The organism is Burkholderia sp. AcTa6-5, assembly GCF_017815075.1.
Taxonomy (GTDB): Bacteria; Pseudomonadota; Gammaproteobacteria; order Burkholderiales; family Burkholderiaceae; genus Burkholderia; species Burkholderia sola.
Genome location: NZ_JAGIQE010000010.1, coordinates 50,879 through 65,861 on the forward strand (window position 1 = coordinate 50,879; position 14,983 = coordinate 65,861).

General features: G+C 69.2%; 13 protein-coding genes. 4 read left to right on the forward strand and 9 right to left on the reverse strand.

Annotated features, from left to right (window positions below; genetic code table 11):
- Positions 1-2 precede the first annotated feature (2 nt).
- Entirely contained in the window at positions 3-1,361 is a 1,359-nt protein-coding gene (locus J8I33_RS15310) for an MATE family efflux transporter (RefSeq protein ID WP_050013210.1), read from the forward strand.
- A 12-nt stretch (positions 1,362-1,373) separates the two neighbouring features.
- Here J8I33_RS15310 and lipA read toward each other — a convergent pair whose 3' ends face one another.
- The 6 genes from lipA to J8I33_RS15340 form a co-directional block, all read right to left on the reverse strand.
- Positions 1,374-2,339, reverse strand: a complete 966-nt coding sequence (gene lipA, locus J8I33_RS15315) for a lipoyl synthase (RefSeq protein WP_050013211.1) — start codon at positions 2,337-2,339, stop codon at positions 1,374-1,376.
- A 2-nt stretch (positions 2,340-2,341) separates the two neighbouring features.
- Positions 2,342-3,457 carry an acetoin dehydrogenase dihydrolipoyllysine-residue acetyltransferase subunit gene (locus J8I33_RS15320; protein WP_209926867.1) on the reverse strand — a complete coding sequence of 372 codons (1,116 nt, stop codon included), beginning with the start codon at positions 3,455-3,457 and terminating at the stop codon, positions 2,342-2,344.
- Between the two features lie 4 nt (positions 3,458-3,461).
- A complete protein-coding gene (locus tag J8I33_RS15325) occupies positions 3,462-4,466 on the reverse strand; it encodes an alpha-ketoacid dehydrogenase subunit beta (protein WP_124554572.1) in 1,005 nt (334 codons plus the stop codon).
- Between the two features lie 53 nt (positions 4,467-4,519).
- On the reverse strand, positions 4,520-5,503 hold the full coding sequence (locus J8I33_RS15330) for a thiamine pyrophosphate-dependent dehydrogenase E1 component subunit alpha (protein WP_050013214.1): 984 nt from the start codon (positions 5,501-5,503) through the stop codon (positions 4,520-4,522).
- 78 nt (positions 5,504-5,581) lie between these two features.
- Entirely contained in the window at positions 5,582-6,358 is a 777-nt protein-coding gene (locus J8I33_RS15335; protein WP_209937552.1) for an SDR family NAD(P)-dependent oxidoreductase, read from the reverse strand.
- A gap of 57 nt (positions 6,359-6,415) precedes the next feature.
- On the reverse strand, positions 6,416-7,474 hold the full coding sequence (locus J8I33_RS15340; protein ID WP_209937554.1) for an NAD(+)/NADH kinase: 1,059 nt from the start codon (positions 7,472-7,474) through the stop codon (positions 6,416-6,418).
- A gap of 533 nt (positions 7,475-8,007) precedes the next feature.
- Here J8I33_RS15340 and J8I33_RS15345 point away from each other — a divergent pair.
- Complete coding sequence (locus tag J8I33_RS15345; RefSeq protein WP_089488501.1) at positions 8,008-9,927, forward strand: sigma-54-dependent Fis family transcriptional regulator; 1,920 nt, start codon at positions 8,008-8,010, stop codon at positions 9,925-9,927.
- 19 nt (positions 9,928-9,946) lie between these two features.
- Here J8I33_RS15345 and J8I33_RS15350 read toward each other — a convergent pair whose 3' ends face one another.
- Both J8I33_RS15350 and J8I33_RS15355 read right to left on the reverse strand, forming a co-directional pair.
- Positions 9,947-10,381, reverse strand: a complete 435-nt coding sequence (locus J8I33_RS15350; RefSeq protein ID WP_050013218.1) for a carboxymuconolactone decarboxylase family protein — start codon at positions 10,379-10,381, stop codon at positions 9,947-9,949.
- Positions 10,365-10,826, reverse strand: a complete 462-nt coding sequence (locus tag J8I33_RS15355) for a MerR family transcriptional regulator (RefSeq protein WP_124554574.1) — start codon at positions 10,824-10,826, stop codon at positions 10,365-10,367. Before J8I33_RS15355 ends, J8I33_RS15350 begins: the two co-directional genes overlap by 17 nt.
- Before the next feature lie 296 nt (positions 10,827-11,122).
- Between J8I33_RS15355 and J8I33_RS15360 the strand changes: the two genes are divergently transcribed.
- Positions 11,123-11,734 carry a helix-hairpin-helix domain-containing protein gene (locus J8I33_RS15360; RefSeq protein ID WP_209937556.1) on the forward strand — a complete coding sequence of 204 codons (612 nt, stop codon included), beginning with the start codon at positions 11,123-11,125 and terminating at the stop codon, positions 11,732-11,734.
- A gap of 88 nt (positions 11,735-11,822) precedes the next feature.
- On the forward strand, positions 11,823-12,251 hold the full coding sequence (locus J8I33_RS15365; RefSeq protein WP_209937559.1) for a YidB family protein: 429 nt from the start codon (positions 11,823-11,825) through the stop codon (positions 12,249-12,251).
- A 134-nt stretch (positions 12,252-12,385) separates the two neighbouring features.
- Here J8I33_RS15365 and clpB read toward each other — a convergent pair whose 3' ends face one another.
- Positions 12,386-14,983 (reverse strand): ATP-dependent chaperone ClpB, encoded by a 2,598-nt coding sequence (gene clpB / locus J8I33_RS15370; protein WP_050013222.1) that lies wholly within the window; start codon positions 14,981-14,983, stop codon positions 12,386-12,388.

Here is a 14,983-nt window from a genome sequence, read left to right on the forward strand (position 1 = left end):
CGATGTTCGGCGACATCCGCCGGATCGTCGGTCTCGCGTGGCCGGTGCTGGTCGGCCAGCTCGCGATCATCGCGTTCGGCGTGATCGACACCGCGATGGTCGGCCGCTACTCGGCCGTCGATCTCGCCGCGCTCGGGCTCGGCTCGTCGATCTACGTATCGATCTATATCGGCCTGACCGGCATCCTGTCCGCGCTGCAGCCGATCACCGGGCAACTGTACGGCGCGCGGCGCCATGCGGAGATCGGCGAGGAAGTGCGCCAGGCGCTGTGGCTTGCGCTGCTGCTCTCGATTCCCGGCTTCCTGCTGCTGCATTTTCCGGAACCGCTGCTGCGCGTCGCGCACGCACCCGCCGCGCTGCACGAGCGCACCGTCGACTACCTGCGCATCCTGTCGTACGGGCTGCCCGCCAGCCTCGTATTCCGGATCTACAACGCGCTGACCAACGCGGCCGGCAAGCCGCGGCTCGCGATGATCCTGCAGATCGGCGCGCTGCTGCTCAAGTTTCCGCTGAACGTGTGGTTCATCTTCGGCGGCTTCGGCGTACCGGCGCTCGGCGGCCCCGGCTGCGGGCTCGCGAGCACGCTGATCAACTGGGCGCTCGCGCTGATCGGCTACACGCTGCTCGCGAAGCTCGACGTATTCGCGCCGCTCGCGATCTTCTCGCGCTTCTGCTGGCCCGTGTGGGAACGGCAGAAGGCCATCCTGAAGCTCGGCGTGCCGATGGGCCTGTCGTATCTGATCGAGGTGACGTCGTACACGTGCATGGCGCTGTTCATCGCGCAGTTCGGCACGACGACGCTCGCCGGCCACCAGATCGCCGGCAACATCGGCGCGGTGCTGTACATGACGCCGCTGTCGATCGGCGTAGCGGCGTCGACGCTGGTCGCACGCGCGCTCGGCGCCGGACGCGCGGACGAAGCCCGGCTGCTCGGCCGGCACAGCGTGATGTTCGCGTGCGGGGTTGCCGCCGCGTACGGCGTGCTCGTGTTCGCGCTGCGCCCGCTGATCATCGGCGGCTATACGCCGAACCCGGCCGTCGCCGCGGCCGCGATGCCGCTCGTCGCGATCGTCGCGTGCTACCACGTGTTCGATGCACTGCAGGTCACGTCGGCGTTCGTGCTGCGCGCGTACAAGGTGGCGGTCGTGCCGACCGTGATCTACGCGGTCGCGCTGTGGGGCGTCGGCCTCAGCGGCGGCTACGTGCTCGGCTTCGACGTCGGCGGCATCGCGCCCGCGTGGCTGACGGGCGCGCGCGGCTTCTGGTTCGCGAACACGGTCAGCCTGATGCTGGCGGGCGCGGGGCTCGTGCTGTACCTGCGCCGCATCAGTCGCGCGCACGCCGCCGTGGCCGCCGCCTGACGCGCGGGTGCGCTACGCGTCCTCCAGCACGTCGGCTGCGTGATATGACGACCGCACGAGCGGGCCGGCGACGACTTCCCTGAAACCGAGCGCGAGCGCCTCGTCGCGCCACGCGGCGAACGCGTCCGGGCTCACGTAGCGCCGCACCGGCAAATGGTGCGCCGACGGCGCGAGATACTGGCCGAGCGTCAGCACGTCGACCTCGTGCGCGCGCAGGTCGCGCAACGTGTCGCGCACCTCGTCGTCGCGTTCGCCGAGCCCGAGCATCAATCCCGATTTCGTCACGAGCGTCGGCCGCGCGGCCTTCGCCTGCGCGAGCAGTTCAAGCGAGCCGCGATAGTCGGCGCCCGGCCGCGCCGCCCGGTACAGCGACGGCACCGTCTCGATGTTGTGGTTGAACACGTCGGGCCACGCCGACGACAGCGCGTCGAGCGCACGCGCCGCGCGGCCGCGGAAGTCCGGCGTCAGCACCTCGACGCCGATGCCCGGCACGCTCGCGCGCACCGCCGCGATGCAAGCGGCGAAATGCGCAGCGCCGCCGTCGCGCAGATCGTCGCGGTCGACCGACGTGATCACGACGTAGCGCAATCCGAGCGCCGCCGCCGCGTCGGCCAGCCGCGCGGGCTCGGCGGGATCGAGCGGCTCGGGACGGCCGTGCGCGACGTCGCAGAACGGACAGCGCCGCGTACACAGCCCGCCCATGATCATGAAGGTCGCGGTGCGCTGCGCGAAGCATTCGCCGATGTTCGGACACATCGCCTCCTCGCAGACGGAATGCAGCCGATGCTCGCGCAGCACGGCGGCCATGTCGGCCACCGCCGCGCTCATCATCGGCCGCGCGCGCAGCCACGGCGGCTTCGGCAACGCCGCGGCGGCCGCGGGCTCGATGCGCACCGGAATGCGCGCAAGCTTGTCGCGACTTCTCGCGCCGGGTTGGCCGAGCGCCGTGAGGCTGGGTCGTTCGAGCGCGGCGGCCATCGTCAGTCTCCGAGGAATGCGACGATCAGGCGGTTCACGTCGGCGGCCGACTCCATCTGCACCATGTGCCCGCTGCCGGCGATCACCTCGGCGCGCACGCCGCCCGGCAAGTCCTGCGCATGCTGCGCCGGAATCACCTGGTCGCGCTCGCCCCAGATCACGAGCGTGCGCGGCGCCAGCGACGCGAGCCGGTCGCGGAACACGCGCCGCTGCGCGGCGCCGTCGAACGCGGCATGCGCGATCTTCTCCAGCGCGGCCTGCACGCCTTCGAGCCGCTTGTACTTGACGAGATCGTCGACCAGTTGCCGCGTGACCAGCGCGTCGTCCGCGAACAGCGCGCCGAGGTGCGGCTTCAGCGTGTTGCGGCTGTTGCCGGCGACGAAGCCGTCGATGTACGCTCGGTTGATGTCGGCGCCGAGCCCGGCGCTCGCGATCAGCGTGAGCGACGCCACGCGCGCCGGCGCGCTGTCGGCCAACGTCATCGCCACTGCGCCGCCCATCGAATGGCCGATCAGGTGCGCGCGCTCGATGTGCTGCGCATCGAGCAGCGCGAGCACCGCGTCGGCCAGTTCGTCGAGAGTGCCGCTCTCGACCGCCTTGCCCGATTCGCCGTGGCCGGGCAGATCGAGCGCCCACACCGGCCGGTGCGCGGCGAGCTCCGCGTGATTGAACAGCCAGTTGTTCAGGTCGCCGCCGAAGCCGTGGATCAGCACGGCCGGCGTGCCCGAACCGTCACCGAGCTTCAGGAAACGGATCGTGCGTCCGCCGATCTGCGCCTTCTCCGGCTGCGGGCCGGCCGCCTCGTCGGACGCCGCGCTCGGCACGAAATCGCGCTGGAACTCGGCGATCGCCGCGTCGATGTCGGCGTCGCTCGCATCGGCCGCCGCGACGACGCCGAGCAGCGCGCCGACGGGCAGCGTCTCGCCCTCCTGCGCGACCTGCCGGCGCAGCGTGCCGTCGAACGCGCATTCGACGCCCGACGAGATCTTGTCGGTCTCGACGTCGAGCACCTCGTCGCCCTTCGCCACGCGTTCGCCGATCGCCTTCAGCCAGCCGTTGACCTGCCCCTGCTCCATCGACAGCCCCCACTTGGGCATCGTGATCATGTGAATCGACATCGTGTCAGCTCCTCGTCTTGAGTACCGCCTGCGCGATCGCATCGGCGGACGGGATATACAGGTCTTCCAATACGCCGGCGAACGGCGCGGGCGTATGCGGCGCGGTCACGAGTTCGATCGGCGCCTTCAGCGAATGGAACGCACGCTGCGCGACGAGCGCGGCGATGTCGGTCGCGATCGAGCAGCGCGGGTTCGCTTCGTCGACGACCACCAGGCGCCCGGTGCGTTCCGCGCTTTCGAGGATCGTTTCCTCGTCGAGCGGCGACGTCGTGCGCAGGTCGATCACGTCGCACTGGATGCCGTCCTTCGCGAGCGTCGCGGCCGCGTCCATCGCGAGATGCACCATCCGGCCGTACGTGACGATCGTCGCGTCGTCGCCGTCGCGCAGCACGCTCGCCTCGCCGAACGGAATCGCATAGGACTCCTCCGGTACGTCGCCCTCGCGCGTATAGAGCAGCTTGTGTTCGAGAAAGATCACAGGATCGTTGTCGCGGATCGCCTGGATCAGGAGCCCCTTCGCGTCGTACGGCGTCGACGGGCACACGACCTTCAGCCCCGGGATGTGCGTGAACAGCGACGTGAGCATCTGCGAGTGCTGCGCAGCCGCGCGCAGGCCCGCGCCGTACATCGCGCGAATCACGACCGGCGTCACGGCCTTGCCGCCGAACATGTAGCGGAATTTCGCGGCCTGGTTGAAGATCTGGTCGAAACACACGCCCATGAAATCGATGAACATCAGTTCCGCGACGGGCCGCATCCCGCACGCGGCCGCGCCGACCGCCGCACCGATGTAGCCGCCCTCCGACAGCGGCGTATCGAGCACGCGGCCCGGAAACTTGTGGAACAGCCCCTTCGTCACGCCGAGCACGCCGCCCCATGCGTCGTCCTCGCCCGGCGCACCCGCGCCGCCCGCGTTGTCCTCGCCCATCACGATCACGCTGTCGTCGCGCGCCATTTCCTGCGCGAGCGCCTCGTTGATCGCCTGCGAATAAGTGATCTTCCTTGCCATGTCTGTCTCCTGGAATGTTAGGTTGCCGTGCCGGCTGCCGGGTCAGCCCGCGCTCACGGATACGACACGTAGACGTCGGCCAGCAGGTCGGCGGCATCCGGCAGCGGCGCGGCCTTCGCCTGCGCGACCGCGTCGTCGATCAACGCCTTCACTTGCGCGTCGATCGCGCGCAGGTCGTCGGTCGTCAGCGCCTCGGCGCGCACGACGCGCGTTTCGAAATGCTTCAGGCAGTCCTTCTCGTCGCGCAGCTTCTGCACCTCGCCCGGCGCGCGGTAGGTTTGCGCATCGCCCTCGAAGTGGCCGAAATAGCGCGTGAACTTCACCTCGACGAGCGTCGGGCCGCCGCCGTTGCGCGCGCGTTCGACGGCCTCGCCGAGCGCCTCGTGCACCGCGAAGAAGTCGAAGCCGTCGACGATCACGCCCGGCATCCCGAACCCGTTCGCGCGATCGGCGATGTTGTCGGTCGCGACCGACCAGCTCGACGACGTCGCTTCCGCATAGCCGTTGTTTTCGGCGACGAAGATCGCGGGCAGCCGCCACACCGACGCGAGGTTCATCGATTCGAAGATCACGCCCTGGTTCGACGCGCCGTCGCCGAAGAAGCACACGCCGACGCCGCCCGTCTTCTTGTGCTTGGCCGCGAGCGCCGCGCCGCACACGAGCGGGCCGCCCGCGCCGACGATCCCGTTCGCGCCGAGCATCCCCATCGACAGGTCGGCGATGTGCATCGAGCCGCCCTTGCCGCGGCAGACGCCCGTCTTCTTGCCGTAGATCTCGGCCATCATCCCGTGCACGTCGACGCCCTTCGCAATGCAGTGGCCGTGGCCGCGGTGCGTGGTGGCCACGTAGTCGTCGAGGCCGAGGTGCAGGATCGTGCCGACGGCGGACGCCTCCTCGCCCGCGTACAGGTGAACGAAGCCGGGAATCTCGCCGGTCGCGAATTCGACGTGCAGGCGCTCCTCGAATTCGCGGATCGTGCGCATCAGCCGATAGGCGTCCAGCAGCTTGTCCCTGCCGAGCTGTGTCGAAGCGGTCATGTGTGTCTCCTGGTTAGGTCTGACTGCGAATGCCGCCCCGGCCGTGCCGTGGCGGCGGATTGCACGGCCTCGCGGCCGTCAGTGGAACGTGAAGCCGCCGTCGACGTTCACGGCCTGGCCCGTCACGTTGTCCATCGTCGCGAAGAACAGCGCGAGCCGGCCCATGTCTTCCGGCGTCTGCGCGCGGCCCTGCGGAATCAGCGTCAACTGGTGCCGCTGCCACGATTGCTCGACCGATTCGCCATCGGTCTTCCATTCGTCGGACAGCCGGTCCCACATGTAAGTGCGGACGATGCCGGGACAGATCGCGTTGACGGTCACGCCGTCGCGCGCGAGTTCCTTCGCCAGCGCATTGGTGAAGCCGACGACCGCGAATTTCGATGCGCTGTAATGCGCGAGATTCGGAAAGCCTTCCTTGCCCGCGATCGACGCGACGTTGATGATCCGGCCGCGGCCCTGCGCCTTCAGGTGGGCCAGTGCCGCCCGGCAGCCGAGGAACGTGCCCTTCGCGTTCACGTCCATCACGAAATCCCAGTCGCGCTCGGTCAGTTCGGCGACCGGATGAATGCTGATCACGCCCGCGCAATTCACGAGGATGTCGAGCCGGCCGAGTTCGGCGAGCGCCTGCGCGACCATCGCGTCGACCTGCGCGGCCTGCGTGACGTCGACGTTCGCGATCGCGGCCCGGCGGCCGAGCGCGCGGACCTCGCGCGCGGTGGCGTCGAGCGCGTCGTCGAGCAGGTCGGCCAGCAGGATGTCCGCGCCGGCGCCGGCAAGCGTCAGCGCGATGCCGCGGCCGATGCCGCGCGCGCCGCCCGTGACGATGGCGACCTGTCCTTCGAGAGGGGCTGTCATGCGATGTCTCCTTGATGATCGTTATGGATGGCGAAGCGTCTTCGTCAAACCGGGGTATCAGTCGTGCCACGCGCCGGCGTCGCGCAGCAGCTGCCGCGACGATGCGTAGCGCAGCGTGCGACCGACGTCGACCGTCAACGGCCCGCGCCAGTCGAGCGCGATCTCGTAGCGATCGCCGCGCGCGACCTCGATCTCGCGCTCGCCGTCGAACGCGAGCGTGCCGCACTCGAACGGAATCGCGTGCCACGTGCCGGGTTCGAGCCGCTCGCAACTGCGCATCACGACACGATCGACGCGCCCCGGCGCGATCGGCGCGACGAGCGGCGTGCCGGCCGCGTTGCCGGCTTGCGCGAAGCGCATCGAGAGCCCGTGCGGCGCGCTGCGCTCGAGCGGTGCCCACGCGCCGCCGAGCGCGGACAGGCCGATGCCGTCCGGTTCCGCGAACGTCAGGTAGAGCGAGTCGATGTCGTCGGAGCCGGAAATCGCGCGCGCGCCGATGAAGCGCTGCCGCGCGGCGCACACGTCGACGAGCGCAATCTCCTCGCGCCCCGGCTGCGCGCCCGCGACGCAGCGCACGACGAGCCGCTTGTTGCGCACGAACGCGACCTCGGCCGGCACGGCGCCGGTCGCGGCGAGCCCCGCGGCGACGCCGGCGACGGTTGCCTCGCGATGTTCGGGAAACGCGTTGTTGGTGCCGGTGGACAGCGCGACGAGCGGCGTCGCGCCGCAATGCGCGGCAACCGCGCGATGGGTGCCATCGCCGCCGAGCACGACGATCAGCGACACTTCCATCCGATGCAGATAGGCAGCGCCCGCCTGCGTGTCGGCGACGCTGTCGGTGATCGGCAGGTCGACGAATTCGACCTGGGGCCAGCGCTCGTGCGGCGCGACCGCGCGATGCGTGTCGATCGCGCGCAGCAGCAGCGTCGCGATGCCCGTGCGGTCGCGCAGCGTCAGCACGCGCTCGACGCCCATCGCGCCGAGGCCGGCCAGCAGGCGCACGATCATGTTCGCCTTCTCCGCGGTCGGAAACACGGATGCATGCGTCGTGAGGCGGCGGATGTCGCGCCCCGATGCGGGGTTCGCGATCACGCCGACGGTAACGGGCGTCGTCACGGGTTTGTCTCCATCCAGTCGACGGAGCCGGCGCATTGACGCGCGCCGGCTCCGCCTGTTTCGTCCGCAGCCATCGACGGGCGGCGGATCGTCGTCGCCGACGCGATCGCGGCGGCTTGCCCGTCATTAATGCAAGCGGCGTGCCATCGTGCGTGCGATCGCCGCGAAACCCGCGTGGACGCTGGCGCGGCGGGCATGCGCGGGTTCCGGATGCGCGGCCGTGACGACGCAGCGCGCGTCGAATCCGCGCAGACGTCTCACGTCGCCGATACGGCGACGCGATTGCCGCGGCGCCCGTGCATGCGCGGCGTTCCGCCCGCCAACCCTGCGTTCGCGCCGCGCCGCGCACGCGACGCCCCGCCGCACGGCCGCCGCGCGCCGCGCATGCGGCCGTCTCAACTGCGCGAGACACGGCGCGATACCGGTGAGACGACCGTCTCATGCGCGCCGCGTGCTGCGATGCAATGTGATTCGCCGAACCGGATGTGCTACAAGAACAGCGACATCCCCGCCGTACGGAACCGGAGCCGACCATGCCCTACGCCGTCCCCCAGGCCCAGCACGCCGACCGTGTACTCGGCGCGCTCGCCGGACGCCTGCCCGCGCCGGCGGATTCCGCGCGCCTCGTGTCGTCGTGGCAACGGTCGCTGGAGCGCTACCGTCTCGACCCCGCTTCGTCGATCGGCCCGCGCGTGCTGACCGCGGCGGAGCTGCGCGAGGTGCGCGACAAGGAGGAAGCCTTCCTGCGCGCGTCGGGCCAGTGCCTGACGCGGCTGCACGACATGATTCGTGTCGCCGACTACTGCGTGATGCTGACCGACGCGCACGGCGTGACGATCGACTACCGGATCGACCGCGAACGCCGCAACGACTTCCGCCATGCGGGGCTGCACATCGGCTCGTGCTGGTCGGAAAGCGAGGAAGGAACGTGCGGCGTCGCGAGCGTGCTGACCGATCTCGCGCCGATCACCGTGCACAAGACCGATCACTTTCGCGCGGCGTTCACGACGCTCACGTGCAGCGCGGCGCCGATCTTCTCGCCGGGCGGCGAACTGATCGGCGTGCTCGACGCGTCGGCCGTGCATTCGCCCGACGGCCGCGACAGCCAGCGTCTCGTCTACCAGCTCGTGCGGCAGAGCGCGGCGCTGATCGAGGACGGCTACTTCGTGCACAGCACCGCGCAGCACTGGATATTGTTCGGGCATCCGAACCGTCACTACGTCGAGGCGCAGCCCGAGTGGCTGATCGCATTCGACGAATGCGGCAACATCGTCGCCGCGAACCGGCAGGCGCGCGACGCGCTGCCGGCGCTGCGCGAGCCGCGCCATATCGACGAGATCTTCGATGCGACCGAGATGCCGCTGCGCGACGCCGCGCGGCTCGACACGATCGTCGCGCTGCGCGTGCGCGCGACCGGCGCCCCGCTCTACGCGCGGCTGCGTGCGCCGCTACGACGCGCCGGCCGCGACCCCGGCGCGGCGTCGCGCCGCCCGGGCACCGCTGCGCCGCGTCACGTCGGCGCGCTGACGCCGTTCCTGCACAGCAGCGATGCGCGCATCGCGCAACAAGCGGAACTCGCGCTGCGCGTCGCGAGCAAGCGGCTGCCGATCCTCGTGCTCGGCGAAACCGGCGCAGGCAAGGAAGTGTTCGCCCGCGCGATCCACGACGCCGGCGCGCGGCGCGCGCGGCCGTTCGTCGCCGTCAACTGCGGCGCGCTGCCGGAAGCGCTGATCGAGAGCGAACTGTTCGGTTATGCGGCCGGCGCGTTCACCGGCGCACGCAAGCACGGCGCGCGCGGCAAGATCGCGCTCGCCGACGGCGGCACGCTGTTTCTCGATGAAATCGGCGACATGCCGCTCGCGCTACAGACGCGCCTGTTGCGCGTGCTCGCCGACGGCGAGGTCGTGCCGCTCGGCAGCGATACGCCCGTGCGCGTCGATCTCGACGTGATCTGCGCGACGCACCGCGATCTCGCGCGGATGGTCGCCGACGGCACGTTCCGCGAGGATCTGTACTACCGGTTGAGCGGCGCGACGTTCGACCTGCCGCCGCTGCGCGAACGCGCGGACGTGCGCGACGTGATCGCCGCCGTGTTCGCCGAGGAAGCGCAGGCGACCGGCCACGTGCTCACGCTCGACGCGACGCTCGCCGAACAGCTCGCCGCGTATGCATGGCCGGGCAACGTGCGGCAACTGCGCAACGTGCTGCGCTATGCGTGCGCGGTGTGCGACGCCGCGCGCGTGACGCGCCGCGACCTTCCGGCCGACCTCGCCGCGCAACTCGGCGGCGCGCCGCCGGGCGCGCTGCCCGACGACGAACGCGGCCGCATCGTCGCCGCGCTCACCGCGCATCGCTGGCGGCCCGACGCGACCGCTCGGGCGCTCGGCATGTCGCGCGCGACGCTGTACCGGCGCATCGCGAAGTACCGGATCGTCGCGCCGCACCGCGCGTGACGCACGGGCGCACGCCCCGTCATGCGGGCTGTCCGGCCGCTTCGTTCGCGTCGTCCGTCACGCCGGCCGCCTCGTCGCGCCGCGCGAACACCTCGCGCGCGGCGAACAGCGCGTTCAGCGCGGCCGGCATCCCCGCATACACGGCCATCTGCATGAACACCTCGACGATCTCGTCGCGCGTGCAGCCGACGTTCAGCGCGGCCTCGATATGCACCTTCAGTTGCGGCTGCGCGTTGCCGAGCGCGGCCAGCGCCGCGATCGTCGCGATTTCGCGCGCCTTCAGGTCGAGCTGCGGCCGGCTGTAGATGTCGCCGAAGCTGAATTCGACCAGGAGCCGCGCGAAGTCCGGCGCAATCGGCGCAAGCGCCGCGATCACGCGTTCGCCCGCTTCGCCGTCGATTTCCTTCAGTTTGTTCCAGCCGCGCGTGTAGCGATCCTCAACGAGTCGTTCCATCGTGTCCGTCCTGTTCCGATAAAGAGTGTGAAGGTTTCGCCCGTCGTTCCGTTTCCCGTTCCTGCGCCTCGTAGTACGCGATCTTGTCGCCAATCGCGTCGAGGCTCGCCTGCAACTCCGCGATATGCGCACGCACCGCGTCGCGATGCGCGACCAGCAAGTCGCGCCGCGCGCCGAACGTCGACGCGCCCTGCTCGCGCAGCACCGCGAACGCCTGCATCTGCGCGATCGGCATGCCGGTCGCCTTCAGGCGCATCACAAAGGCCAGCCAGTCAAGGTCGGCCGGCGCATAGAGCCGGTGCCCGGCCGCCGTGCGCGAAATCGCGCGCAGCAGCCCGGCCTGCTCGTAATACCGCAGCGTGTGCGTCGACACGCCCGTCAGTTCGGCGACTTGCCCGATCGTCAGCGGACCGGCGGCGGAGGGTTGGGATACGGTTTTCGACATGGCAGGAACAAGGTTAGGAGTTAGAGTTCACTCTAAGTCAAGCATTGTCTGACGGCCAGTGGGGCGTTCACCCGCGATACGCTCGCGATACCCGGCGACACCGTAAAGAATGGTCAAAATCGGCGCCCCGCAGCGGTTTCGGCCTTTACAGCGCCGCAAGCCTTCAGCAAGATTCGGTCAGCCTGTCTCAAAAAGGGCACGCATTTGTCCTATGCTTAACGGCGACGCCCGGCGAGCTCGCGCGTCGTCGTCCGTTGCAACAGCCATTCATCCGTCAGAACCAGGGAGCCCTTGCCATGCTGAAAAAGCTGCTGATGCTGTTTGTCGCGCTGTCGCTGTCGCTCGCCGCCGGCCTTGCCGCGGCCGTCGAAGTCAACACGGCCGACCAGGCCGCGCTCGAATCCGTGAAGGGGCTCGGGCCCGTGAAGTCGAAGGCGATCATCGACGAACGCACCAAGAACGGCCCGTTCAAGGACGCCGACGATCTCGCGAACCGCGTGAAGGGCCTCGGCACGAAGTCGGTCGGGCATCTCGAGGAAAACGGCCTGACGATCGGCGGCGCGTCGACGCCGCCGAAGGGCGTGAAGCTGTCGAAGCCGGCCGCGACGACGTCGGCGGGCACGTCGACCACGACGTCGGCGGGCACCGCATCGACGTCCACGACCGCGACGGCCGGCACGACGACCGCGGCGCCCGCGCCGACGGCGAGCGCGCCGGAAGCGGCAACCAAGCCGGCCAAGAGCAAGCGCGCATCGAAGAAGGAAAAGGCGGCCGCTGCTGCCGCGGCATCCGCCGACGCCGGCGCGAGCGCACCGGCCGCCGCGTCGTCCGCGAAGGCGACGAAGGGTTCGAAGAAGAAGAGCAAGAAGGACAAGGCCGCCTCCGCCGCCGCGGCGTCGGGCGCCTGATGTGCGTCGCGCGCGCGATGGCGTGCGCGCGGCATTCGTTCAACGGGCGCCGTCGTCACGGCGCCCTTTTCAGTGAAGGTGAAGAATCATGGGTCTCCTCGACATCGTTGGCGGTCTGATCGGCGGCCAGGCCGGCGGCAACTCGCAAAGCGCGCTCATCGCGACCGCGCTCGAATTCATCAACAACCAGCCGGGCGGCCTGAACGGGCTGATCGAGAAGTTCAAGGCCGGCGGCGCCGGCGAGATCATCGGTTCGTGGGTCGGCACCGGCGAAAACCAGCCGATCTCGCCGGATACGCTGCAAAACGTGCTCGGCTCGGACGTCGTCGGCTCGCTCGCGAGCAAGGTCGGCATCGATCCGTCGCAGGCGTCGTCGATCCTCGCGCAGGTGCTGCCGCACGTCGTCAACGGCGCGACGCCGAACGGCGAAGTGCCGGCCGGCGGCCAGGTCGACACGTCGAACCTGCTCGGTACGCTCACGCAGCTCGCCGGCATGTTCGGCGGCAACAAGGCCTGAGCCCGCACGCCTGACAGCCCGGGCGGCCGCTTCGAACGTTTCGGCCGCTCCATAAGCAAACACCCCGCCTGAGCGGGGTGTTTGCTTTTGCGCGCCCGGCGGTGCGAACCGGGCGCACCGCCGATTACCGGCGATCAGTGCACGACGCGGTCGAACACGAACTGGCCGTCGTTGACGTCGACCGGGATCACGTCCTTCGGACCGAAGCGGCCGGCGAGGATCAGCTTCGCGACCGGGTTCTCGATCTCCTGCTGGATCGCGCGCTTCAGCGGCCGCGCGCCGAACACCGGATCGTAGCCGACCTTCGCGATCTGCTCGAGCGCCGACGGCGACACGTCGAGCGCCATGTCGAGTTTCGCGAGCCGGTCGTGCAGGCGGGCGAGCTGGATCTTCGCGATCGACTCGATGTTGCTGCGGTCGAGCGCATGGAACACGACGACGTCGTCGATCCGGTTCAGGAACTCGGGGCGGAAATGCTGCTTCACCTCGAGCCACACCGCGTCCTTGATCTCGTCCTGCGGCGCGCCCGTCATCGCCTGGATCACCTGCGAGCCGAGGTTCGACGTCATCACGATCACCGTGTTCTTGAAGTCGACCGTGCGCCCCTGCCCGTCGGTCATGCGGCCGTCGTCGAGCACCTGCAGCAGCACGTTGAATACGTCCGGATGCGCCTTCTCGATCTCGTCGAGCAGGATCACGCTGTACGGCTTGCGGCGCACGGCTTCCGTCAGATAGCCGCCTTCCTCGTAGCCGACATAGCCCGGCGGCGCGCCGATCAGCCGCGCGACGCTGTGCTTCTCCATGAACTCGCTCATGTCGATGCGGATCAGATGCTCTTCCGAATCGAACAGGAACGACGCCAGCGCCTTGCACAGCTCGGTCTTGCCGACCCCCGTGGGGCCGAGGAACAGGAACGAGCCGTACGGACGGTTCGGATCGGCGAGACCCGCGCGCGAACGACGGATCGCGTCGGCCACCGCACTGATCGCCTCATCCTGGCCAACCACGCGCTCGTGCAGCTTTTCCTCGATGTGCAGCAGCTTCTCGCGTTCGCCCTGCATCATCCGCGACACCGGAATCCCGGTCGAACGCGACACGACTTCCGCGATTTCCTCGGCGCCGACCTGCGTGCGCAGCAGGCGCGGGCGCGTCGGGTTGTGCTGCTCCTGCTCTTCGGCCTGCGTGACCTGCTTGAGCTGTGACTCGAGCTGCGGCAGCTTGCCGTACTGCAGCTCGGCGACCTTCTCGAGCTTGCCTTCACGCTGCAGGCGCGCGATATCCGCCCGCACCTTCTCGATCTCTTCCTTCAGTTGCGCGCTGCCCTGCACCGCGGCCTTCTCGGCGGTCCAGATCTCTTCCAGGTCCGCATACTCGCGGCCGAGGCGGTCGATCTCTTCCTCGATCAGCTGCAGGCGCTTCTGCGACGCTTCGTCCTGCTCCTTCTTCACGGCTTCGCGCTCGATCTTCAGCTGGATCAGACGACGGTCGAGCTTGTCCATCTCTTCGGGCTTCGAATCGATTTCCATCTTGATCTTCGAAGCGGCTTCGTCGATCAGGTCGATCGCCTTGTCGGGCAGGAAGCGGTCGGTGATGTAGCGATGCGACAGCTCGGCCGCGGCGACGATCGCCGGGTCGGTGATGTCGACACCGTGGTGCAGTTCGTACTTCTCCTGCAGCCCGCGCAGGATCGCGATCGTCGCCTCGACGCTCGGCTCGTCGACGAGCACCTTCTGGAAGCGGCGTTCGAGCGCGGCGTCCTTCTCGATGTACTTGCGGTATTCGTCGAGCGTGGTCGCGCCGATGCAGTGCAGCTCGCCGCGCGACAGCGCCGGCTTCAGCATGTTGCCCGCATCCATCGCGCCTTCGGCCTTGCCCGCGCCGACCATCGTGTGGATCTCGTCGATGAAGACGATCGTCCGGCCTTCGTCCTTCGCGATGTCGTTGAGCACCGCCTTCAGGCGTTCCTCGAACTCGCCGCGGTACTTCGCGCCGGCGAGCAGCGCGGCCATGTCGAGCGACAGCACGCGCTTGCCCTTCAGCGTCTCGGGCACCTCGCCGTTGACGATCCGCTGCGCGAGCCCTTCGACGATCGCGGTCTTGCCGACGCCCGGCTCGCCGATCAGCACCGGGTTGTTCTTGGTGCGGCGCTGCAGGATCTGGATCGAACGGCGGATTTCGTCGTCGCGGCCGATCACCGGATCGAGCTTGCCCGCACGGGCGCGCTCGGTCAGGTCGACCGTGTATTTCTTCAGTGCCTCGCGCTGGCTTTCCGCGTCCTGGCTGTGCACCTGCGAGCCGCCGCGCACCGCGGCGATCGCGGCTTCGAGCGCCTTGCGCGTGAGGCCGTGCTGACGCGCGAGCTTGCCGGCGTCGCCCTTGTCGTCGGACACGGCGAGCAGGAACATCTCGCTCGCGATGAACGTGTCGTTGAGCTTCTGCGCTTCCTTGTCGGCCTGGTTCAGCAGCCCGGCCAACTCACGGCCGATCTGGATGTCGCCGCCCGTGCCCGTCACTTGCGGCAGGCGCGAAATGGCTTCGTTCAGCGCGCCTTGCAGCGCCTGCACGTGCACGCCCGCACGCGACATCAGCGAGCGGGCCGATCCGTCCTGCTGCGCGACCAGTGCCGCGAGCACGTGAACGGGTTCGATGTATTGATTGTCGCGGCCGGCCGCGAGGCTTTGCGCGTCCGCGAGTGCTTCCTGGAACTTGGTGGTGAGCTTGTCGATTCTCAT